The sequence below is a fragment of the Halomonas sp. EF61 genome (assembly GCF_040147045.1).
GTDB lineage: Bacteria > Pseudomonadota > Gammaproteobacteria > Pseudomonadales > Halomonadaceae > Halomonas > Halomonas litopenaei.
Genome location: NZ_JAMSHM010000003.1, coordinates 824168 through 845647, shown reverse-complemented (window position 1 = coordinate 845647; position 21480 = coordinate 824168). Strand labels below are relative to the sequence as shown.

Here is a 21480-nt window from a genome sequence, read left to right as displayed (position 1 = left end):
CGGTGAGGTCAGTGTTGTCGATGCTTCCGTCTATCCCGCCCGAGTCCGCAGACTCGGGCGGGAGGCGATCAGCGCGGTGCCCGCGGGATCGGGTCCTCGGTCTGGATGCTGTCGAACAGCAGCGCGCGGGGATCGTCGCTGATCTTGCGAGCGGCCGGCTGCAGGTCACGCACCAGACGTTCGACCTCGTTCAGGGTGCGGGTCAGGTCCTGGTAGACGCTGGATTCCGGCGACAGCCCGTCGAGGGTGCGGCGCAGCTCGACCAGGGTCTGGTTGAGGTTGCCGGGCAAGCCCTGGGTCTCGGGGTTGTCGAGCAGGTTATTCATGCTCTGCACCAGTGAGCGGGCCTGGGTCAGCATCGCCTCTGAGACCTGAAGGTTGCGGTCGAGTCCCGACAGGATAGGCTCGATCTCGAGGCGGTTGAGCTTGTCGAGCAGGGCGGTGACCTGAGCCTGGATCTGGGCAAGGCCGGCCGAGGCGGTGGGGAACACCGGGCGGTCGGCGAAGGTCTCGGCCAGATACTGGCCCTGCAGCTCTTCGTCGATCTTGAGGTCGACGAACAGCGCCCCGGTCAACAGGCTGCCGCTCTTGAGGGTCGCGCGCAGGCCGCGCTCGAACAGACGGTCGAAGCGCTCACGCCACTCCTGCAGATCCAGTTCGTTGGCGCCGATGCCCAGACGCTGGGGTTCGATGCGGATCAGTACCGGGATGGCCAGCTTGTCGCGGTCTTCCGGCTGGGGCGAGGTGAAGTTCCAGGGGACGGCTGCCACGGTGCCGATGCGCACACCACGGAATTCCACCGGCGCGCCGCGGGACAGGCCACGCACCGTGTCCTCGTTGAGCAGCACGTACTCGAGATAGCGATTGAAGGTACCCTGGCGGGCGGCCTCCTCATCGGCATAGAGCTCGTAGGTGGCGTCCTCTTCCGCCTCCTTGCCAGCGGGAATATCGTCGGGCACGCCAAAGGTGACTCCACCGCCGAGCAGCGCTTCCAGCGACTCGACCTGGACCTGGAAGCCGTCGGAACCGAAGCGCACGTCGATGCCGCTGGTGGCCCAGAAGCGGGTGTTCTCGGTGACCAGGGTGTCGTAGGGGCTCTCGATGAAGATGCGGTGGTGCATGCTCTGGGTGGAGACATCGAAGTCGGCCTCCTCGACCCGTCCGACGCTGACCCCCTGGAAGGTGACGGCGTCACCGACGCTGAGCGAGTTGCCGACCTGGCTGACCAGGTTGAGGCGCAGTCCCTGGGCCCCCGGCGGCGCCACCGGGGGCTGGTCGCTGACGTCGAATTCACGGGCATCCACCTCGCTCTGACCCGGCTCGAGCTGGATATAGGCACCGGAGAGAACGGTGCCGAGTCCGCTGATACCCTCGCGCCCGATGCGCGGCTTGACCACCCAGAAATGGGTGTCCTCGACCAGCATCTTCTCGGCCTGGGGTTCCATCTGAGCGGTGATCTCGACGCCGGAGAGATCGTCGCTGAGTGCTACCGAGGTGACCTTGCCGACCTCCACGTTACGGGTCTTGATCAACGTCTTGCCGGCCTCGATGCCGTCGGCGGATGGCAGGTGCAGAGCGATCTGGGGGCCACGGCTGGCATAGTTGTCGTAGACCAGCCAGGCGCCGATCAGCAGTGCCACAAAGGGCACGATCCACACCGGCGACAGCCGTTTCTGCTGGGTCGGCGCGGCGCGGTGCATGTCCTTGCTGGACGGCGCTGGCGGGTTGTCGGGGTGGCGCGTATCGGCGTCACTCATGGTGTGCTTCCTTGTTCATCCGGCGCAGTGCGATGGGGTGAAGGGGCGGCGTCGGACGCCAGGCCCGAGTGGTCGCCGTGCAACCCGTCATCATCCCGGGAGTCCATCGGGTTGCAGGGATCCTCGCTGCCGTCCCACAGCAGGCGAGGCTCAAAACTCATGGCCGCCAGCATGGTGATGATCACCACGCCACCGAAGGCCAGCGCAGCGGGGCCAGGATCGATCGACATCAGCGCACCGGCGCGGATCAGGGCCACCAGGATGGCTACCACGAAGACGTCGACCATCGACCAGCGTCCGATCAGTTCGGTCAATCGGTAGAGCCGCGCTCGCACCACCGAGCGCATGCCCGGTGCCCGCGGCGCCACCAGGCACAGCCAGACCAGCGCCAGCAGCTTACCGATGGGCACGATGACGCTGGCCACGAAGATCACCAGCGCCACCGGCCAGGAACCGTGGCTGACCAGGTAGATGACACCGCCAATGATGGTCTGCGGGTCGGAGCTGCCTAGGCTGGTGGTGTACATGATGGGATAGACATTGGCGGGGATATAGAGCACTGCGGCGGTGAACAGCAGCGCCCAGGTGGTCTGCAGGCTGCGCGGGCGGCGGGCGTGCAGCTTCTCGCTGCAGCGCACGCAACGGCCATGGCCCTCGCTGTCCAGGCAGTTGATCAGCCCGCAGGTGGGGCAGCCGGTGAGCCCCTGGGAGGCAGCGGTCTCGCCGGTACGCGTGCCCTCCGGTGCCAGCGGCTCGCCGCTGAGCGAGAACCACAGCCAGTCCTTGTCCAGTGACAGGGTCGTCGCCAGCAGCAGGATGGCGTAGGCGATAAAGGCCCAGAACGACGGTCCGAGGGAAATTTCGGCAAGTCCCGCCACCTTGATCAGCGCCACCATGGTGCCGACGATAAAGACGTCGGCCATCAGCCAGGGGGCAATATGCGACAAGCCCCGGGCCAGAGTGCGGCTATAGGGCAGACGGCGGGGCAGCATCAGGCTGATCTGCAGCCACACCACCGTCAGCAGATAGATCGCCGGCAACACGATGATCGACATCAGCACCACCATGGCGACGATGGGCTGGTGATGCTCGAGCATCTGGGTGGCGGTCTGGGCCACTTCTATCTCGTTGCCGACACCCCGCGTGCTGAAGCCGATAAACGGAAAGGACAGGGCCAGCGCCAGTGCCACCAGCGATGCCAGCGACAGCGCCAGGCTGCGCTGGGCGGGAAAGGCATGACGCTTGACCAGGTCGTGACCACAGCGGACACAGTCCGCTTCTTCACCGGGACGCAGCGGCGGCAGCGCCATGATCCAGTCGCACTCGTGACAGGCACGCAGGCGCCGGCGCGACCTGATGCGCACCTCGGGGGGAGGATGCTGGGTGACGGAGGCGTTGCGGATCCGTTCCAGGGGGCCACGTACGGGGGTCGTCACAGTGGTAGGGGGACTCCGGTCTTGAAGAGGGTTCTGTTCGTCTGCATTTCGTCGCGAATCAGGCGCTGATGGCTTAACAAGCTGATCCTGCGAATTAAATAGTGTGGCACGTTGACGTGGGTGACACCATAGACAAAGATGCGACCGATATCATGGGTGAGGAGTTGACATGTTGCTTCCCGTTTTGGCGGTTCTGGGTGGCCTGGTGGTGCTGGTGTGGAGCGCCGAACGCTTTGTCGAGGGCGCCGCGGCCACCGCTGCGCGGCTGGGACTGTCGCCCTTGCTGGTGGGTATGCTGGTGATCGGCTTCGGCACCTCGGCACCTGAATTGACGGTGTCGGCGCTGTCTGCGGCACAGGGCAACCCGGGGCTGGCACTCGGTAACGCCTATGGCTCGAATATCGCCAACATCGGCCTGATCCTGGGGCTGGTGGCGCTGATCTCCCCGCTGGCGGTGCATTCATCGGTGATTCGGCGCGAGTTGCCGGTGCTCGGTGCCGCCACCCTGGTGTCGGCGTTGATGATGTGGGGCGGGCTTGTCTCCCGGCTGGAGGGCGCGCTGCTGCTGCTGGCGCTGCTGGTGTTCATGGTCGCAAGCGTGATCCAGAGCCGTCGCGAGGAAGCCGCCGCCAGGGCGGACGCCCTGGCCACCGATACCGTGCAGGAACTCGATGCTCACCCCATGTCGCTGGGCAAGGGCATCTTCCTTACCGTGCTGGGCCTGGCACTGCTGGTCGTCAGTTCCCGGCTGCTGGTGTGGGGCGCGGTGGATATCGCCCAGGGGCTCGGGGTGTCCGACGTCATCATCGGACTGACCGTGGTCGCCATCGGCACATCGCTGCCGGAACTGGCTTCGTCCATCAGTGCCCTGCGTCGCAAGGAGCATGATCTGGTGCTGGGCAATGTGGTCGGCTCCAACCTGTTCAACACCCTGGGGGTGGTGGGCCTGGCTGCCGTCATCGCGCCGATCGAGGCCGGGCGTGAGGTGCTGATGCGAGACTGGTCGCTGATGACCGCCATGACCCTGATGATGGCGGTGTTCGCGTTGGGCTGGAAGGGCCGGGCGGGGCGCATCAATCGGTTCGAGGGTGGCGTCCTGGTTGCCGTGTACCTGGCCTACACCGCCTATCTGGTATCGCTGGTGCTGGGGCAGGCATGACCTGACACCTGGCTACGGTGCCCTTGTCACGGCAAAGGCAAGGGAGGTGGGCGGACAAGCGGGTAGGTGATCGGCCATGGGTGCGTGCGACAATTGGCCATGGGACAGAGGCCGGCGGGGCCTCTATGCTGGAGGGCAAGCGGGATCGGGAATGCATGTTTGTGCATAGTAGCTGAGCGGGGCGGCTGAGCAAGGCCGTCTCTTGTCGGCTAGATTCCGCTCGGGTTCGATGCTGTCCTGCCTCGTCCGGTTGTGTTCCCGAGGCAGGGCGGTGCCGTCGGTCATCCCTGCCTCGAGGAGTCGCTCATGGAACTGGATCCCGTGCTTCTGTCACGTATACAGTTCGCCTTCGTCGTATCCTTCCACGCCATCTTCCCCGTCTTTACCATAGGGCTGGCGTCCTATGTCGCTGTCCTGCATGGACTCTTCTACAAGACCGGCAATCCTGCCTGGGATCGACTGGCCGCCTTCTGGGTCAAGGTCTTCGCCGTGGTCTTCGGCATGGGCGTGGTCTCCGGGATCGTCATGGCCTTCCAGTTCGGAACCAACTGGAGCAACTTCAGTCAGGCGACGTCCAATTTCCTCGGCCCCATGCTGAGCTATGAAGTGGTCACCGCCTTCTTCCTGGAAGCCGGCTTCCTCGGGGTGCTGCTGTTTGGACGTGGCAAGGTGGCCGAGGGGGTTCACCTGTTCGCCGCCATCATGGTCGCGGTGGGCACCTTCATCTCGGCCTTCTGGATCCTGTCCACCAATAGCTGGATGCAGACCCCCGCCGGGGTGGAAATGATCGACGGCCACTTCAGCGTCACCAGTTGGGGCGAGGCCATGTTCAATGCCTCCTTCCCTTATCGCTTTGCCCACATGGCGCTGGCTTCCTTCCTGACCGGCGGCTTCGTGGTGGCCGGCGTCAGCGCCTGGTATCTGCTGATCGGCCGCGACGTCGAGGCCAACCGCAAGGCCCTGTCCATGTGCATGTGGCTGTTGCTGGTGCTGGCGCCGGTACAGGCGGTGGTTGGCGACGCCCATGGCCTCAATACGCTAGAGCATCAGCCGACCAAGGTGGCGGCGATGGAGGCCAACTGGGAGACCCAGTCCGGGGTGCCGCTGCTGTTGTTCGCCTGGCCGGACAAGGAGGCCCAGGAAAATCACTTCGAGATCGGCATTCCGCGCCTGGCCAGCCTGATTCTGACCCATGACCTGGACGGCGAGGTGCCCGGGCTCAAGGAGGTCCCGGTAGAGGAGCAACCACCGGTGTGGTTCGTGTTCTGGTCATTCCGCGCCATGGTCGGCATGGGCATGCTGATGATCGCGGTGGCCTTCACCGGCCTGTGGTTGCGCCGTGGCGGTCGCCTGTACAAGAGCCGCCCCTTCCTGCAGACGCTTAGGCTGATGAGCGTGGCGCCCTTTATCGCGGTGCTGGGCGGCTGGTTCGTCACCGAAGCGGGCCGCGCGCCCTGGCTGGTGTACGGCATGATGACCCAGGCCGAGGGGGTGACGCCGTCGCTCAGTGGCTGGATGGTGCTCGCCACCCTGATCGGCTACGTGCTGGTCTACGCGGTGGTGTTCCTGACCGGGGGCTACTACCTCACCCGGGTGGTGCGCCAGGGAATGCTGGCCGAGGAGCCCCACGACGACGAGGTCGAGACGGCCAAGCGCCCGCTGTCCGCCGCCCACGCCACCCTCGAGGCCGACGCCGGCCGCCAGTTCGGGAGCTGATGACATGGAATTGATCAACCTTTCTGCCATCTGGGCGCTGATCATCGGGTTCGGCGTGATGATGTACATCCTGATGGATGGCTTCGATCTCGGGGTGGGTATCCTCTATCCCTTCGCCCCGGACGAGCACGCCCGGGACGTCATGATGAACTCGGTAGCGCCGATATGGGACGGCAACGAGACCTGGCTGGTACTCGGCGGGGCGGGACTGCTGGCGGCCTTTCCGCTGGTCTATACCATCCTGCTGCCGGCGCTCTATCTTGGGGTCTTCCTGATGTTGGCCGGCCTGATCTTCCGTGGCATCGCCTTCGAGTTCCGCTTCAAGTCGGTACGTAATCGCCACTGGTGGAACCGTGCCTTCTGCTGGGGCTCGATGGTCGCCACCTTCTGTCAGGGGGTCGTGGTCGGCGCCTACATCGAGGGCTTCGAGGTCGCCAACAATGTCTACGTGGGCGGTCCTTTCGACTGGCTGACACCTTTCACCGTGATCACTGGCCTTGCACTGATGGCGGGCTATGCGCTGCTGGGGGCGACCTGGACGATTCTGAAGTCCGAGGGGCAGGTGCAGGAATGGGCCTACCGCATTACGCCCAGGCTGCTGGGACTGGTGCTGGCGGGCTTTGCCGTGATCAGTATCTGGACACCGTTCGTCGACGACTTCGTGCGTGAGCGCTGGTTCGGCCACCTGACACTGTTCTGGGTGTTCCCGGCACTGGCGTTGCTGTGCGCCGCCATGGTGTGGCGTTCGGTGGCCCGTCGCCGCGAGGGCCAGCCGTTCGTGGCTACCCTGGGACTGTTCTTCTTCACCTACCTGGGGCTGGTGGCCAGCAAGTGGCCCTACCTGATCCCGCCGGACATCACCCTGTGGGACGCCGCCTCGGCTCCGGAGAGCCAGCTGTTTCTGCTGCTCGGGGTGCTGTTCGTGATCCCGGTGGTACTGGGCTACACCGCCTGGTCCTACTGGGTGTTCCGCGGCAAGGTAAGAGGGGGCGGCTATCACTAAGTCGTCTGGTGCTGAGTCGCCTCGTTCTGAGTCGCCTCGTTCTGAGTCGCCTCGTTCTGAGTCGTCTCGCGGCGAGGCCACCAGGGCGCGGCGGTGGCTCGACCAGCACACCGGGGCTCAGCGTCGTTCGCTGACCCTGGCCGCGGCCTTCGCGGTGCTGGCAGGACTCGCGGGTGTGGTCCAATGGGTACTGCTGGCCAAGGTGCTGGTACTGGCGATCGAGGGTGAGCGTTCCCTGAGCCAGCTTTGGCCCTGGTTAGTCTCTCTACTGGGGCTTATGGCGCTGCGTGCCGGGGCTGGCTTTGCTCAGGAGACCCTGGCCCTGCGAGCCAGCCAGCGCCTTCGTCGCGCGGTACGCCACGAGTTGCTCGAGCATCTGTTTGCGCTGGGACCGGTGCGTGCCGGTCGCCATCACAGTGCCGGCCTGGCCCATCGCCTTGTCGAACAGGTCGAGGCACTGGACGGCTACACCTCACGTTTCTGGGTGCAACTTCGGGTGGTGATGGTGGTGCCGCTGGTCATCTTCGCCATCATCGCCTGGCACAACTGGCTGGCGGCGCTGCTGCTGGCGATCACCGCGCCGCTGATTCCCTTGTTCATGGCGCTGGTGGGCATGGGCGCCGAATCGCTCAATCGCGACCAGTTCGCGGCGGTGACGCGACTGTCCGGGCACTTCGTCGATCGGGTGCGGGGCATCGCCACCATTCGACTGTTCGGTGCCGGCGACAGGGTCACCGACGAGGTTGCCCAGGTCGCCGACGACTATCGCCGGCGCACCCTGAAGCCCTTGCGACTGGCCTTTCTGTCATCGGCGGTGCTCGAATTCTTCTCCTCGGTGGCGATTGCGGCGCTGGCTATCTACATCGGCTTTGGCCTGCTCGGGGATTTGCCGCTGGAGGTGGCCGATTCGCTGACGCTGGCCAGTGGCCTGACCATCCTGCTGCTGGCCCCGGAGTTCTTTCAGCCGCTGCGCACACTGTCCCAGCACTACCACGATCGTGCCTCGGCGCTGGCCGCCGCCCAGGCCCTGACGGAACTGCTCGATGAACCCATCGATCCGTCGCGAGTGTCGCCCGTCTCGGCGCCTGGCGCGACGGAAAGTCCCGCTTCTTCAGTGTTGTCCGGTGGCCAGCTTGTGCGGCTCGAAGGCGCCTGCCTGGATCACCCTGGGCGTGGCCGCGTGCTGGGTCCGCTGGACTTTCGGGTGGACGCCGGTGAAGTGGTGGTGATCAGCGCCCCATCGGGTGCCGGCAAGTCGAGCCTGCTGGCGATGCTGGCGGGGTTTGTCGGGCCTGGCGAGGGCTCGCGCCAATCGGCACCGGGCATCGCCTTTGCCTGGATGGACCAGCGCCCGCTGCTGATCCAGGGCAGCCTCGCCGACAATCTTCGCCTGACGGCGCCGAACGCTGGCGATGACGACCTGCGCACTGCGCTCGAGCAGGCGGGCCTTGAGCCGCTGGTCGCGGCTCTGCCCGAGGGACTCGATACCCGGATCGGCGAAAATGGCCTGGGCCTGTCCGGCGGGCAGGCCCAGCGCCTGGCGCTGGCGCGGGTGTTCCTGAGTGATGCCGCGCTGGTGCTGCTGGACGAGCCGACGGCGAGTCTGGATCGAGAGACCGAAGCGGTACTGATTCGCGGCTTTCGGCGTCTGGCCGGCCAGGGCCGGGCGCTGGTCATCGCCAGCCATCACCCGGCCATCCTGGCCATTGGGGACCGGCGTGTGGAGCTGCTCGATGGGCGAGTCACCGCGAGTGGAAGAGAACAGCAAGAGGTGGCCCATGGCGTCGTCGACTGAGCGCACGGATACGGGATTCGCTGCGGGGATTGCCAGTCTGCGTCCGTGGATCGAGGTGCATGCGTCGTTTCGTCGGCGCCTGGTGCTTGGCGTGGTGCTGATGGTGCTGACCGCGCTGTCGGCGCTGGGGCTGCTGGCGGTGTCGGGTTGGTTCATCACCGCCAGCGCGCTGACCGGCGCGGCCTTGGCCGCGGGTATGGCGGCGACCCTGGACGTCTACACCCCAGGGGCGGGCATTCGTCTGTTTGCGGTATCCCGCACCGTGTCACGCTACGTCGAACGCCTCTACAACCACGACACCATCCTGCGACTGCTGGCACGCCTGAGGGCGCGCTGCTTCTCGGGCCTGGTGGCGATGGACGGCGCCAGCCTCGGGGCAAGGCGATCCGGGGACTGGCTCAACCGTCTGACCGCCGATATCGATACCCTCGACGCGCTTTACCTGCGGCTGCTGGCGCCGGCGGCGATGGCGCTGGTGCTGGGGGCGGTGCTGGTAGCGTTGGTGGCGGTGTGGCTGCCCCAGGCCGCGCTGGTGCTGGGTGTCTTGCTGCTGTTCGGCTGGAGCTGGCTGACCCTCGGACAGGCCCGCCTGGGTCTTGCGGCCTGTCGTCGCCGCGTCGTCGGGCTGGAGCGACTGCGCTCGGCCATGATCGAAACCCTTGGCGGTCTGAGTGAACTCGAATCCTACGGCGCATTGGCGCGCCGCCGTGGCGAGCTTGAAGCCCTCGAGGACGAGCTGCTGGCGGCTCAGTGGCGACTGTCACTGATCACCGGGTTTGGCAATGTTCTGACGACGCTGGTGATGGGGGGCGCCTGGTGGCTTGTATTGATCGGTGGCCTCGCCGCCTTCGGTGGCGGCCAGTTGGGCGCCGCCGTGCTGGTGATGCTGCCGTTGGCCTCGCTGGCCCTGGCCGAGGGGTTGGCAAGTCTGCCCGCCGCCTTCACCCTGGCCGGCGCAAGCCTCGCCGCCGCCGAGCGGCTCAATGCCATCGACCAGCAGCGTGCAGCGCCTGCAAATGTCTCATCAGACACCACCCGAGCTGTTGCAGTGCACGCTGCGCCTCGAAGCGGGACTGCCGAGTGTGGAGGGCTGGAGGTCTGTGCTACGTCGCTGAGTTTTCGTTATCCGCGGGCGCTCGATCAGGCGCTGTCGCCCCTGAGCTTCCGGCTGGCGCCGGGGGAGAGGGCCGCGATCTGTGGCCCCTCCGGCAGTGGCAAGTCGACGCTGCTGGCGCTGCTTGCCGGGGAGCTGCGAGGCCACCAGGGTCGCTTGACCCTGGACGGCCAAGTGGTGGAAGCCCTGGACCCTCAGTGGTTGAGCAGCCAAGTGGGCTGTCTGACCCAGCGGGTGGAGCTGTTCGACGCAAGCCTTGCCGAGAATCTGCGGCTGGGCGCCCCCGAGGCGAGCCCGGAGCGGCTCTGGCAGGCGCTTGTTGCGGTAGACCTGGCCGACTGGGCGCAGGGTCTGCCCGGCGGGCTCGAGACACGCGTGGGGGAAGGGGGGCGACAGCTTTCCGGCGGCCAGGCGCGACGTCTGGGTCTGGCGCGTCTGTGGCTGACCGATCCCGCCCTGGTAGTGCTCGATGAGCCTTTTGCCTCGCTGGATGCGGCCACCGCGCGGCGGGTGGCCGAGGGCATCAGCCCCTGGCTGGCCGGACGCACGGTGCTGATGCTGGTGCACCATCATGATCCCGACTCGCCGTCGCCCGGCATGGAGCACATCCCCAGGGTCATCGAGATGGCGACCGGTACGCCATGGCAAGCCCGGGGCGAATGCGTCACCATGTGAAAGATGACACCTGATTTCTACGGTTCGATGCCACAGGGCCAGACACCATGACCGACGACTTTCTGACCCGCCTGCCCAAGGCGGAACTGCATCTGCACATCGAGGGTACGCTGGAGCCGGAGCTGATGTTTGCGCTGGCCGAGCGTAACGGGGTCAGCCTGCCATACGCCGATATCGAGGCGGCCCGACAGGCTTACGACTTCAGCGACCTGCAGTCCTTTCTCGATCTCTACTATCAGGGCATGAGCGTGCTGGTCCGCGCCCGGGACTTCGAGGACCTGGCGATGGACTACTTCCGGCGCGCCGCCGCCGAGGGGGTGGTGCATATCGAGATGCACGTGGATCCCCAGGCCCACCTGTCCCGTGGCGTGGCGCTGTCCGAGGTGATGGAAGGCCTGACGGCCGCCTGCGCCAAGGCCCGCTCCGAGCTGGATATTTCCACCGCCATGATCCTCGCCTTTCTGCGTGATCAGCCCGCCGCCGATGCCATGCAGCTGCTCGAGGACAGCACGCCCTGGCATGACCACTTCAGTGCCGTGGGGCTGGACAGCGCTGAGCGAGGCAATCCGCCGAGCAAGTTTCATGAGGTCTTTGCCCGGGCGCGGGAGCTGGGCCTTGAGCGCGTGGCCCACGCAGGTGAGGAGGGGCCACCGAGCTATATCCGCGAGGCGTTGGATGAGCTTCAGGTGTGTCGCATCGACCATGGCGTAAGGGCGATCGAGGACATCGAGCTGATGGAGCGGCTGGCCGACGAAGGCACCGTGCTGACGGTGTGTCCGTTGTCCAATGTGCGCCTGAAAGTGGTGGAACGGCTCGAAGATCATGGCCTGCCGGCGCTGATCGACGCAGGACTGGTGGTAACCATCAACTCCGATGACCCGGCCTACTTCGGCGGTGGCATGCGCGATAACTTTGCCGCCTGTCAGCAGGCCTTCGGCTGGTCCAACGAGACCCTCAAGTGGCTGGCCGGCAACGCCATCGAGGCTGCCTTCATGGATGAGGAGAGGAGGCAGGCGCTGAGACAGCGGCTGGTGGAATCCTAGGGCTTGTCTTAAAAGTGCCTGCGCTCGGTAATACGGCGTTAAAAATCGGATCAAAATGCTCATTTACACCCCGTAAACTGCGCTTTCTCACCGATTTTTGCCTTGTCTAACCTTCGCTCGTCGACTTTTCGGACAGCGCCTAGGCCTTGCCGCAAAAGTGCCTGCGTTCGCCGACGTTTCAGACAATGCCGGACGCCGGGACTGGCACGTCAAGCGCCGCCTTGCCCCTTGTCGGGGGAGGCGGCGCTGGCGTTTGCAGGGGGCTATTGGTGGCAGTACTGGTTCGGGGCTGGCCCGGGACTGGATCAGGGCTGGATCAGGGCTGGATCAGGGCTGGATCAGGGCTGGATCAGGGCAGAGCAGGTACCGTGACCACTGGCTGCTCTCCTGTCAGAGCATGCAGGAAACTGACCAGCCGTTCGACGGTCGCTTCATCAAGCTCTCGCTTGAGCATCTGCTCGCCCATGATGGGCACGACGTCTTCAAGCGTCTCGGCCGAGCCGTCGTGAAAGTAGGGGTAGGTCAGGGCGACGTTGCGCAGTGAGGCCGTCCTGAAGGCCTGGCGATCGCTTTCCTCGTTGGTGACCGCGAAGCGCCCGAGATCATCCGATCCCGGCACCTGGATCGGGTGGAACAGGCTGTCGCTGAAGTTGGCGCCGCGGTGACAGCTGATGCACCCGACGTCCACGAAGTCCTTCATGCCTGCCTTCTGCTGATCGGTCAGGGCAGCCTCGTCACCGAGCAGGTAGCGATCCAGCGGAGCATTCGGCGTATTCAGCGTGCGTTCGAAGCTGGCGATGGCGTCGGCCAGGTTGCCGGAGGACAGCGGGGCCTCGTCGGCGGGAAATGCCGTCTGGAACAGTTCGGAATATCCCTCGATGGCTGACAGGCGGGCAAGGGCGCCGTCCAGGTCGTGGGCCATCTCGATGCTGTTCTGGATAGGACCCAACGCCTGGCCTTCCAGGTCGGATTCGCGACCATCCCAGAACTGTGAGCCAAGAAAACCCGAGTTGAGCACGGTGGGGGAGTTGCGTTCTCCCACCTGGCCATCGTGGCCGACCGCCGTCGGCAGTCGATCCGTCCAGGCCAGGGCCGGGTTGTGACAGGAAGCGCAGCTGATGTTGCTGCTCTTTGACAGCCTGGGTTCGAAGAACAGCATCTTGCCAAGCGCTACCTTCTCAGCGGTGAGGCTGTTGTCGGCGGGGATGGGGGGAAGTGAGGGTAGCGGGGTGAAATACTGCCGATAGTCTTGTTGGTCTGCGGATTCGGTGTCTGATGTGGTTGCCGCCGACGCCTGGGAGGCGACGGCCATGCTGCAGGCCAAAAAAGTGCTGGCCAAGAAAGTGCCGGCCAGAACAGGGGGAAGGTAGTTGGGCCAAGGTCGCATCATGTATTCCCTTCGTTGCGTCACGTCACGGTTTGCCGTCTGGGCGGGCGACCTGGGGCTGCCGTTTTTCGGCGAACGGCATGGGGTAAACCAGTATCGGCACAGGTCGACGACGAATCCCGATGCCAAGGCGTGCTTGTTGTCACCAGATGACACTGTGGCTTGCCCGCGCTGGTATTAGTAATAGGTGATCTTGTGTGTGCAGCGGCCGCTTTTCAGGCAATGGGTGGTGTGGAAAGTTGTTAAGGCATGATGTCGAGGCGAAAGCGTCGGAATTTGAGGTGTTTTCGGCGTGATCGCCGACCGAGGCGAGGAAGCGATTGAACAGGCCGGCGCCGTTTCTTTCAGTGCACTTGGGGGGCGCTTCGGCGCGCCCTTCGCTACCGGCGAAGTGCTCGGTGACACGCAAAAGAGGCGCCCGTCTCTGGTAGAAAGCCCAGGGCGCCTCTTGTTTGGTCTGGCGGGTGGTGTTGCTGATGTTGTGGCTAGAGGGCTGGCGTGCATGAGCCGGCGTGCATCAACGGGCGTGCAACACCAGAAGCCGTGTATCAGCCCTGTTGGCGATTGGCCTCGCGCGCCGCTTCCCTGGCGCGTCGCTTGGCCTCGCGACGCTCTTCCATGCGTGCCACCGCGTCGGCGCCCAGGTGGGCTTCGCCGCGCTCCCGGGCGAGGCGCATCTGGCGCTCGCGCTCGGCGAAGCGGGCCTTCTGCTCGTCGCTCAGACGGTCGTAGCAGCGCGGGCAACAGACGCCTTTCTCGTAGTACTCGCTCTGCTTGTCCTGCTCGGTGATCGGCATGCGGCAGGCGTGGCACTGGTCATAGCGTCCGGGCTTGAGGTCATGGTCGACGGTCACCCTGTCGTCGAACACGAAGCACTCGCCACGCCACAGGGTCTTGTCCCTCGGTACGTCCTCCAGGTACTTCAGGATGCCGCCCTTGAGGTGGTAGACGTCCTCGAATCCCTGCTCCTTGAGGTAGGCGGTGGACTTCTCGCAACGGATGCCGCCGGTGCAGAACATCGCTACCTTCTTGTGGCGACTCGGGTCCAGGGTCTTCTTCACGTACTCGGGGAAGTCGCGAAAGGCGCTGGTGGCCGGATTGACCGCGCCCTCGAAGGTGCCGACCTCGACCTCGTAGTCGTTGCGGGTGTCGATCAGCAGCACCTCGGGGTCCTGGATCAGGTCGTTCCAGTCCTTGGGGTCCACGTAGGTGCCGACGGTATGGCGCGGGTCGATGCCCTCGACGCCCATGGTCACGATCTCGCGCTTGAGCTTGACCTTGGTACGCATGAAGGGCGCACGACGGGTCAGTGACTCCTTGGTGTCGAGCTCGGCCAGGCGTGGGTCGGCGCGCAGCCAGGCGAGCACCGCGTCGATGCCCTGGCGGGTGCCGGCGACGGTGCCATTGATGCCTTCACGGGCCAGCAGCAGGGTGCCGCGCACCTGATGCTCGAGCAGGGTGTCGAGCAGCGGCTCGCGCAGCGCCTCGTAGTCGTCGAGGGTGACGAACTTGTAAAGCGCGCACACCACCAGGGTGTCTGGACCAGAAGTGGCGGTTTCGGTGGCTGTGTCAGGGGGTGAGGTATCGTGACTCATGGTTGTCCTCGTGCGAGCCGGAGCGTAAATCCGGAGCAGCGTTGGCAGCGTGTGGTATTCAAGGCGCGCATTCTAGCGCACTCGCCGAGGAATTTCCCGGCCAGCCATCACCCAGTGCAAGCGCCGGTCGCCGGCGCCTGTCGTCGGGTTCTTCAGGTCTGGCGGCGGTGCTGCAGGCGTCCCCCCGCCCAGGTCTCGTAGATGGCGCGGTCGTCCCCCAGCATCATCAGGGTGAACAGTTCCTCTGCCAGTGACTGGGTGCGCCCCATGCGTCGGGCCAGCAGCGGCGAGGCGAACAGGTCGATGACCACGAAGTCGGCGTCGCGACCGGGGGTCAGGCTGCCGATGCGATCGTCCAGCGACAGCGATACGGCGTTGCCTCGGGTCAGATCATGAAAACCCGCCCAGGCGGTCAGTGGTGTGCCCCTGAGCTGACCGACCTGATAGGCCGCCTTGAGGGTGGCAAGTCCCGACAGGTCGGTACCGGCGCCGATGTCGCTGGCAAGCGTCAGATTCAGCCCCTGGGCCCGGGCGCCGGCCCGGTCAAACAGGCCACTGCCGAGAAACAGGTTGGAGCTGGGACAGAAGGCGATGTTGGCGCTGCGCTCGGCCAGTCGCGCACGCATCTCGTCGTCCAGGTGGATGCCGTGGGCAAAGGTGCTGCGCGGCCCCACCAGCCCGGATTCCTCGTAGACCGCCAGGTAGTCGCGGCTGCCCGGAAACAGCTCGGCCACCCAGTCGAGCTCGCCCAGGTTCTCCGACAGGTGGGTCTGCAGCCACAGGCTCGGGTCATTGCGCAGAAGGCCTCCGGCGGCGTCGAGCTGGGCGCGGGTGGAGGTAGGCGCGAAGCGCGGGGTGACGCTGTAGCCGAGACGCGCGGTGCCGTGCCAGTCACTGATCAGGCGCTCGCTGTCGCGGATGCCGCCGTAGGTGTCGTCGGTGAGCGCGTCGGGGGCATGGCGGTCCATCAGTACCTTGCCGGCCAGCATGCACAGGTCGCGGCGTTGGGCCGCACTGAAGAAGGCGTCGGTCGAGGCCGGATGGCTCGAGCAGAACACCTGGGCGGTGGTGGTGCCTACTCGCATCAGTTCGTCGAGGAAGACGTCGGCCATCTGCTCGGCGTGTTCGCGCTGGGCAAAGCGACATTCCTCGGGGAAGGTGTACTCGTTGAGCCAGTCGAGCAGCTGGCGTCCGTAGGAGGCCATGATCTCGAGCTGCACGTAGTGCACATGGCTGTCGATGAAGCCTGGCATCACCAGCTTGTCGCGGTGGTCGATGACGCTGGCGTCGGCGGGCAGGTGGGGGGCGAGCTCGGTATAGTCGCCCACCGCCTGAACGACACCCTCGGCCCACCACAGCACGCCGTCGGCGAAGTAGCTGACGCTGCCCTCGAGCGGGGTGTCGCCGTCGCCGGGATCGGCGTTGAAGCTGAGGATGCGCGCACGCATGACCCAGCTCGATGAGCAGGGGCCGCCAGCGGGACTGGTGGAGGCGCCGGCGGAAGTTCCGGAAAAAGCCTCGGGCGCGGGCGCGGTGCTGGCAGAGGCGTTAGGGGTCTCGGTCATGGGGCACTCTTTATCGGGTCGTCGCTTATAGGGTCGTCGCGTCATCGCACTGTGGCGGTGACCTTGTGGTCATGGGTGGCGACTGGCCTGACGGCTGGCCTGTCGGCTTGATCAGGCGGCTTGATCAGGCGGCTTGATCAGGCGGCAGGCGCGGCGGCCAGGGAGGCAGACACCTGGCGCTACCCGGTCAGACGGGTAAGGCCGGGCCAGGACAGGTTCAGGAAAACAGACGTCGTACCTCTGCGCTTTCCAGGCCGCGCAGCGCGTCGCGACGTGACCCCTCCGGCCTGGGGTTTGCCAGTGGCAGCAGCTCGGCCAGGGCGGCCAGGGCGACGGCGTAGGGCGTCTTGTCGCCGCCGGAGTCGCCGATCGGGCAGCGCACGGCGTCGATGCGATCGTGCGGGATGCCGGCACGCTCCAGTCGCCCGCGGAAGCTGGCCCACTTGCTGCGCGAGCCGATCAGCCCAATCGAGGCCATGTCGCCGCGCCTGAGTAGTGCCTCGACCAGGGCGTAGTCCTCGGCGTGGTCGTGGGTCAGCACCAGCACGTGGCTGCCGGCAGGCAGCGACTCGGCGCTGGTGTTGCAGTCGTCAAGCCGGTGGTGGTGCTGGCCTGGGGCCGGGTCGAGCACGCTGAAGGCGTCCTCGCGGCTATCGTACCAGTCGAGTCGCCAGCCAAGCGGCGCCGCCAATGAGGCCACCGCGCGGCCGACGTGGCCGGCGCCGAACAGCGCCAGGCGCGTGGCCGTACCGAGATCCGTTTCCAGCAGCACATTGACGAAGCCGCCGCAGCACTGGCCACTGCGGCCACCCAGCGAAAAGGCCTCCAGGCTGAGGCCGGCCTCGCCGCGCTCGAGGCGTTCTCGGGCGCAGGCGATCAGCTGCCATTCAAAGGTGCCGCCGCCCAGGGTGTCGATGATGGCGTCGGCGGTGATCACCATCCTGGCGCCAGGCTCACGCGGGGTCGACCCCTGGCTGGTCACCTGGGTGGCCAGCACATGGGGCAGGCCAGCGCGCCTGAGGCGGGCCAGGGCGTCGTACCAGCGCTCGCCGCTCATGGGGTGCCTCCTGCGCGACTCTCATTCACCCGGCGTGCCGCCGCCATGACCCGCTCTGGTGTTGCCGGGGTGTCCAGCCGTACCGCCTGGCGGTAGTCGGTGAGGCTCGCCAGGGCGTCGCGCAGCGCGCACCACACCGACATCCCCAGCATGAAGGGCGGCTCACCGACCGCCTTGGAGCGGTAGATGCTGGCCATGGAATTGGGGTGGCCCTGCATCAGCTCGACGTTGAAGGTGGCCGGCAGATCACCGTAGGCGGGGATCTTGTAGGTGGCCGGGCCGAACGAGGTCAACTGGCCCCGCTCGTTCCACTTCAGTTCCTCGCTGGTCAGCCACCCCATGCCCTGGATAAAGCCGCCTTCCACCTGGCCCACGTCGATGGCCGGATTGAGCGAGTCGCCCACGTCGTGGAGGATGTCGACCCGATCCACCTGGTACTCGCCGGTGAGGGTGTCCAGTGCCACCTCGGCGACGGCGGCGCCATAGGCGAAGTAGTAAAAGGGGCGTCCGCTGCCGCTGGCCCGGTCGTAGTGGATCAACGGCGTTGCGTAGAAGCCTTTCTCGGACAGCGACACCCGACCCAGGTAGGCGTCCTGGATCAGCTCGCCCCAAGCGATACGTCGTTCGCTGCCACCGATGCCGGCGATCAGCTCGCCCTGTTCCAGACGCATGTCCTGACGGTCGAGCTGGTAGCGTTCGGCGGCGAAGTCGAACAGCCGCGATTTCAGCCTGCTGGCTGCGTCGCGGGCCGCCTGGCCGTTCAGGTCGGCGCCGCTCGAGGCCGCCGTAGGCGAGGTGTTGGGTACCTTGTCGGTACGGCTGGCGCTGATGCGCACCGCTTCGAGATCGAGCCCCAGCTCGCGGGCGACCACCTGGCACACCTTGGTGTGCAGGCCCTGGCCCATCTCGATGCCGCCGTGATTGATCATCACGCTGCCGTCGGTGTAGACGTGCAGCAGGGCACCGGCCTGGTTGAGGTGCTGGGCGGTGAAGGAGATGCCGAATTTCACCGGGGTCAGCGCCAGGCCTCTGCGGATGACCGGGCTGTCGGCGTTGAACTCGGTGATCGCCTGGCGCCGGGACCAGTAGTCGCTCGAGGTCTCGAGCCGCTCGATCAGGTCATGCAGCAGCGTGATCTGGTCCACCGTCTGGCCATAGTGGGTCTGGTCGCGGCCTTGGCGATACAGGTTGCGCTTGCGCACCGTCAGGGGATCCTCGCCCACGCGGCGGGCGATGTCCTCCATGGCGGCTTCGATCACCATCATGCCCTGGGGACCACCGAAGCCACGAAAGGCGGTGTTTGACGCGGTGCTGGTACGGGCGCGATGACCGGTGACCCGAGCCTGGCCCAGCGAATAGGCGTTGTCGGCGTGGAACATGGCGCGGTCGACGATGGCTTCGGACAGATCCGGCGAGTATCCGCAGTCGCCGATGACGGTGATGTCACCGCCCTGGATCACGCCCTGTTCATCGACACCGAGACGATAGCGGTTGTGGAAGGGGTGGCGCTTGCCGGTGACCTTCATGTCCTCGGCCCGGGGCAGGCGAACACGGCAGCTCTTGCCGGTGCGTCGGGCGATCAGCGCCGCCAGGCAGGCCCAGGGCGAGGCCTGGGTCTCCTTGCCGCCGAAGCCGCCGCCCATGCGGCGCACCTCCACGGTGACCGCGTGGAAAGGGATGCCCAGCACCTCGGCGATCAGCTTCTGGGTCTCGCTGGGGTGCTGATTGGAGGTGTGGACCATCACGCCTTCGTCTTCGGTGGGGTGGACCACGCAGGCCTGCCCCTCCAGATAGAAGTGCTCCTGGCCACCGACGAACTGCTCGTCCTCGATGACGTGTGTCGCGCCGGCCAGGGCGGCCTCCCAGTCACCGCTTTGCTGGCGGTGGGTCGGGCGCACCACGTCGCTGGCCTCGGCGGCGGCCACTGGGTCGAGGCTCGCCTCGACCTCATCGATCTCCAGGCGCGCCTTCTTGACCGCCTGACGCGCCGCACGATGGCTGGTGGCGGCGACGCAGAAGATCACCTGACCGGCGTAGAGTACCTCGCCGTCGGCCATGATCGGATCGCCGGGAAAGACCGGGCCGATATCGGTGTGGCCCGGGACGTCGGCGACGCTGATCACGTCGACCACGCCCGGGGCGCTGCGCACGGCGGACAGGTCCAGCCCGGTGATGCGTCCGCTGGCGACCGGCGAGAGTCCCACCGCCAGGTGCAGCGCGTCCGCCGGCAGCGCCAGGTCGTCGATGTAGGCGGCGCGCCCGGTGACGTGCTTGACCGCGCTTTCGTGGCGTGCGGCGCTGCCCGAGAAGCCCTTGGCCGCCGGCGCTTGGCGGGGAGTATCGGCAGTGTCGCTGGCCGCGGAGGCGGGTGTGGTCAGATCAGTGAGCGTACGCATGGAGCATCACCTCCTGGGTCGGGTGCTGAGAGTCCTGGGATGCCGCGTCGGCGACGACCAGGCGCAGGCGTTCGATCAGTGCAGCGGCGGCGTGCCGACGATAGTCGCTGCTGCCACGCACATCGCTCATGGGCTGAAAGTCTTCGGCCAGTGCATCGATAGCGGCGGCGAACCGCTCGGGTGAAGGGGCATGGCCTTCCAGTGCCGCCTCGGCGCCGGTTGCCCGGGCCGGGATCGCAGCCATGCCGCCGAAGGCCAGGCGGACCTCGGCCAGGGCGCCGTCCTTCAGGGCCCAGCTAAAGGCACCGAGTACCGCCGAGATGTCGTCCTCACGCCGTTTTGACAGTTTCCAGACCTTGAGCTGGCGGTCAGCTGCCAGCGTCGGCAGGAAGATCGCTTCCAGGCACTCGTCCGGCGCCAGAGCGGTCTTCTTGTAGTCGATGAAGAAGTCCGCCGCGGCGAGTTCGCGACTGCCGCCGGGTCCGGTCAGGCGCAGGCAGGCGTCGAGTGCCAGCAGTACCGGTGGGGTGTCGCCGATGGGCGAGGCGTTGGCCACGTTGCCACCCAGGGTGCCGCGGTTGCGCACCTGACCAGAGCCCAGTCGATGCAGGAGGTGATGGAAGGCGGGATAGCGCTCGGCAAACAGCGGTTCCAGTTGCGTGTAGGTGACGGCGGCACCGACCCACATCCCTGGTCGACCGCTGGCGTCGTGGCCCGCTTCCAGCACCTTGAGCTGTTCTACCCGGGTGACATCGATGACCTCGGCGAAGTCCGCCAGATTCTGGGTGACTTCGAGCCAGAGATCGGTGCCGCCGGCCACCAGGCGGGCGTCGGGGTGGCGGGCGCGCAGTTCGACCAGCTCATCGAGGCGGCGCGGCTGGTAGAAGCCGCTGTGGGTAGCAGGCTCACCCACATTGGTGGCAAGCGTTTGGGCAAGGGCGTCATCGTCGAGCCATTCGGGCCGGAAGCCCGGGGTGTCGCCCATGGCCAGGGCGGCGTCGCGGATCGGGCGATAGCCGGTGCAGCGACACAGGTTGCCGCCCAGCGCCGCTTCCAGTCGCTCAGGCGTCAGTGGCGCGGGCCGCGCGCGGTCATCTTCATGAAGGGTGAACAGCGACATGACGATACCCGGGGTGCAGAAGCCGCATTGGCTGCCGTGGTGTTCCACCATGGCGGCCTGGCAAGGATGCAGCTCGTCCCCCCGGGACAACCCCTCGACGGTGACCAGGTGGCGTCCATTGAGCTGGTGGGCCGGCATGATGCAGGCGTTGGCGCTGTGATAGCGCAGGTTGCCGTCGGCATCGGGCTCGCCGATCGCCACGGTGCAGGCACCGCAGTCGCCGGAGGCGCAGCCTTCCTTGGTGCCGGTCTGGTTGAGGCGCTCGCGCAGCAGGTCGAGCACGCTGAGGTGGGCCTCGGCGTCGACGCGCCGTGGCCGCCCGTTGAGGAAGAACTCGATCATGGTCAGGTCCGCTTATGTTGTCGTTGTCGTCGTTGATGTCCTGGTCGATGTCCTGGTTGCTGTCTGAGCCGAGTGGTTGTCAGCGAGTCGGTACCAAAGGGCATCGCCATGGCAAGGGGGTAACTTCATTCTTGACCAATCGGTCAGCTTCTTCAAGTCACGCCGTTGAGTTTTTTTCGCTGCCCGCCGCGTGTTCCTGTCGGCGACCACGGCAGAGGCCGCAAAAGCTGCCCCTCACAGCCGCTGTCGCGCCAGGCTAGCCGCTTTGCCCAATTGCCAGAGCGGTGGGGTTCAGGCACTCTTTTCCTCCTTGCCGACCC

The 21480-nt window shown here is 66.2% G+C and carries 14 protein-coding genes; 6 read left to right on the top strand and 8 right to left on the bottom strand.

The genetic code is table 11. The features are described from left to right. Positions 1 to 68: 68 nt before the first annotated feature. Positions 69 to 1757: an intermembrane transport protein PqiB gene (gene pqiB / locus NFI08_RS18525; RefSeq protein WP_108447838.1), complete on the bottom strand. Its 1689-nt coding sequence runs from the start codon at positions 1755 to 1757 to the stop codon at positions 69 to 71. Then, positions 1754 to 3193, bottom strand: coding sequence for a PqiA/YebS family transporter subunit (locus NFI08_RS18520; RefSeq protein ID WP_108447839.1), 1440 nt, complete (start codon positions 3191 to 3193; stop codon positions 1754 to 1756). Before NFI08_RS18520 ends, pqiB begins: the two co-directional genes overlap by 4 nt. 169 nt (positions 3194 to 3362) lie before the next feature. On the opposite strand from NFI08_RS18520, the gene NFI08_RS18515 reads away from it, so the two are divergent. The 6 genes from NFI08_RS18515 (at position 3363) to NFI08_RS18490 (ending at position 11698) form a co-directional block, all read left to right on the top strand. Continuing rightward, positions 3363 to 4352, top strand: a complete 990-nt coding sequence (locus NFI08_RS18515) for a calcium/sodium antiporter (protein WP_108447840.1) — start codon at positions 3363 to 3365, stop codon at positions 4350 to 4352. A gap of 306 nt (positions 4353 to 4658) precedes the next feature. Then, a complete protein-coding gene (locus tag NFI08_RS18510) occupies positions 4659 to 6068 on the top strand; it encodes a cytochrome ubiquinol oxidase subunit I (RefSeq protein WP_108133772.1) in 1410 nt (469 codons plus the stop codon). Positions 6069 to 6072: 4 nt separating this feature from the next. Further along, positions 6073 to 7071 (top strand): cytochrome d ubiquinol oxidase subunit II, encoded by a 999-nt coding sequence (gene cydB / locus NFI08_RS18505; RefSeq protein WP_108133771.1) that lies wholly within the window; start codon positions 6073 to 6075, stop codon positions 7069 to 7071. A gap of 130 nt (positions 7072 to 7201) precedes the next feature. Further along, entirely contained in the window at positions 7202 to 8866 is a 1665-nt protein-coding gene (gene cydD / locus NFI08_RS18500; RefSeq protein ID WP_349591298.1) for a thiol reductant ABC exporter subunit CydD, read from the top strand. Then, positions 8850 to 10655 carry a thiol reductant ABC exporter subunit CydC gene (gene cydC / locus NFI08_RS18495; protein WP_349591202.1) on the top strand — a complete coding sequence of 602 codons (1806 nt, stop codon included), beginning with the start codon at positions 8850 to 8852 and terminating at the stop codon, positions 10653 to 10655. Before cydD ends, cydC begins: the two co-directional genes overlap by 17 nt. A gap of 47 nt (positions 10656 to 10702) precedes the next feature. After that, positions 10703 to 11698: an adenosine deaminase gene (locus NFI08_RS18490; protein WP_108447843.1), complete on the top strand. Its 996-nt coding sequence runs from the start codon at positions 10703 to 10705 to the stop codon at positions 11696 to 11698. 349 nt (positions 11699 to 12047) lie between these two features. Here NFI08_RS18490 and NFI08_RS18485 read toward each other — a convergent pair whose 3' ends face one another. The 6 genes from NFI08_RS18485 to xdhA form a co-directional block, all read right to left on the bottom strand. Continuing rightward, the gene (locus tag NFI08_RS18485) at positions 12048 to 13010 is read right to left on the bottom strand and encodes a cytochrome-c peroxidase (RefSeq protein WP_108447987.1); all 963 of its coding nucleotides are present in this window, start codon (positions 13008 to 13010) and stop codon (positions 12048 to 12050) included. A gap of 623 nt (positions 13011 to 13633) precedes the next feature. Further along, complete coding sequence (gene trhO / locus NFI08_RS18480; RefSeq protein WP_108447844.1) at positions 13634 to 14680, bottom strand: oxygen-dependent tRNA uridine(34) hydroxylase TrhO; 1047 nt, start codon at positions 14678 to 14680, stop codon at positions 13634 to 13636. Positions 14681 to 14832: 152 nt separating this feature from the next. Next, positions 14833 to 16128: a guanine deaminase gene (gene guaD / locus NFI08_RS18475; protein WP_108447845.1), complete on the bottom strand. Its 1296-nt coding sequence runs from the start codon at positions 16126 to 16128 to the stop codon at positions 14833 to 14835. 334 nt (positions 16129 to 16462) lie between these two features. Next, a complete protein-coding gene (xdhC, locus tag NFI08_RS18470) occupies positions 16463 to 17302 on the bottom strand; it encodes a xanthine dehydrogenase accessory protein XdhC (RefSeq protein WP_108447846.1) in 840 nt (279 codons plus the stop codon). Further along, entirely contained in the window at positions 17299 to 19698 is a 2400-nt protein-coding gene (gene xdhB / locus NFI08_RS18465; protein ID WP_349591201.1) for a xanthine dehydrogenase molybdopterin binding subunit, read from the bottom strand. The genes xdhC and xdhB overlap by 4 nt, the downstream gene beginning before the upstream one ends. Next, a complete protein-coding gene (gene xdhA / locus NFI08_RS18460; RefSeq protein WP_108447848.1) occupies positions 19682 to 21160 on the bottom strand; it encodes a xanthine dehydrogenase small subunit in 1479 nt (492 codons plus the stop codon). Before xdhA ends, xdhB begins: the two co-directional genes overlap by 17 nt. Positions 21161 to 21480: the final 320 nt, after the last annotated feature.

Bases quoted from the DNA above. Each gene is read 5' to 3' on its own strand.
- xdhA (WP_108447848.1), bottom strand. From the start codon at position 21,160: ATGATCGAGTTCTTCCTCAACGGGCGGCCACGGCGCGTCGACGCCGAG.
- NFI08_RS18515 (WP_108447840.1), top strand. From the start codon at position 3,363: ATGTTGCTTCCCGTTTTGGCGGTTCTGGGTGGCCTGGTGGTGCTGGTG.
- cydC (WP_349591202.1), top strand. From the start codon at position 8,850: ATGGCGTCGTCGACTGAGCGCACGGATACGGGATTCGCTGCGGGGATT.
- cydB (WP_108133771.1), top strand. From the start codon at position 6,073: ATGGAATTGATCAACCTTTCTGCCATCTGGGCGCTGATCATCGGGTTC.
- pqiB (WP_108447838.1), bottom strand. From the start codon at position 1,757: ATGAGTGACGCCGATACGCGCCACCCCGACAACCCGCCAGCGCCGTCC.
- trhO (WP_108447844.1), bottom strand. From the start codon at position 14,680: ATGAGTCACGATACCTCACCCCCTGACACAGCCACCGAAACCGCCACT.
- NFI08_RS18510 (WP_108133772.1), top strand. From the start codon at position 4,659: ATGGAACTGGATCCCGTGCTTCTGTCACGTATACAGTTCGCCTTCGTC.
- NFI08_RS18485 (WP_108447987.1), bottom strand. From the start codon at position 13,010: ATGGCCGTCGCCTCCCAGGCGTCGGCGGCAACCACATCAGACACCGAA.
- guaD (WP_108447845.1), bottom strand. From the start codon at position 16,128: ATGCGTGCGCGCATCCTCAGCTTCAACGCCGATCCCGGCGACGGCGAC.
- xdhB (WP_349591201.1), bottom strand. From the start codon at position 19,698: ATGCGTACGCTCACTGATCTGACCACACCCGCCTCCGCGGCCAGCGAC.
- xdhC (WP_108447846.1), bottom strand. From the start codon at position 17,302: ATGAGCGGCGAGCGCTGGTACGACGCCCTGGCCCGCCTCAGGCGCGCT.
- NFI08_RS18490 (WP_108447843.1), top strand. From the start codon at position 10,703: ATGACCGACGACTTTCTGACCCGCCTGCCCAAGGCGGAACTGCATCTG.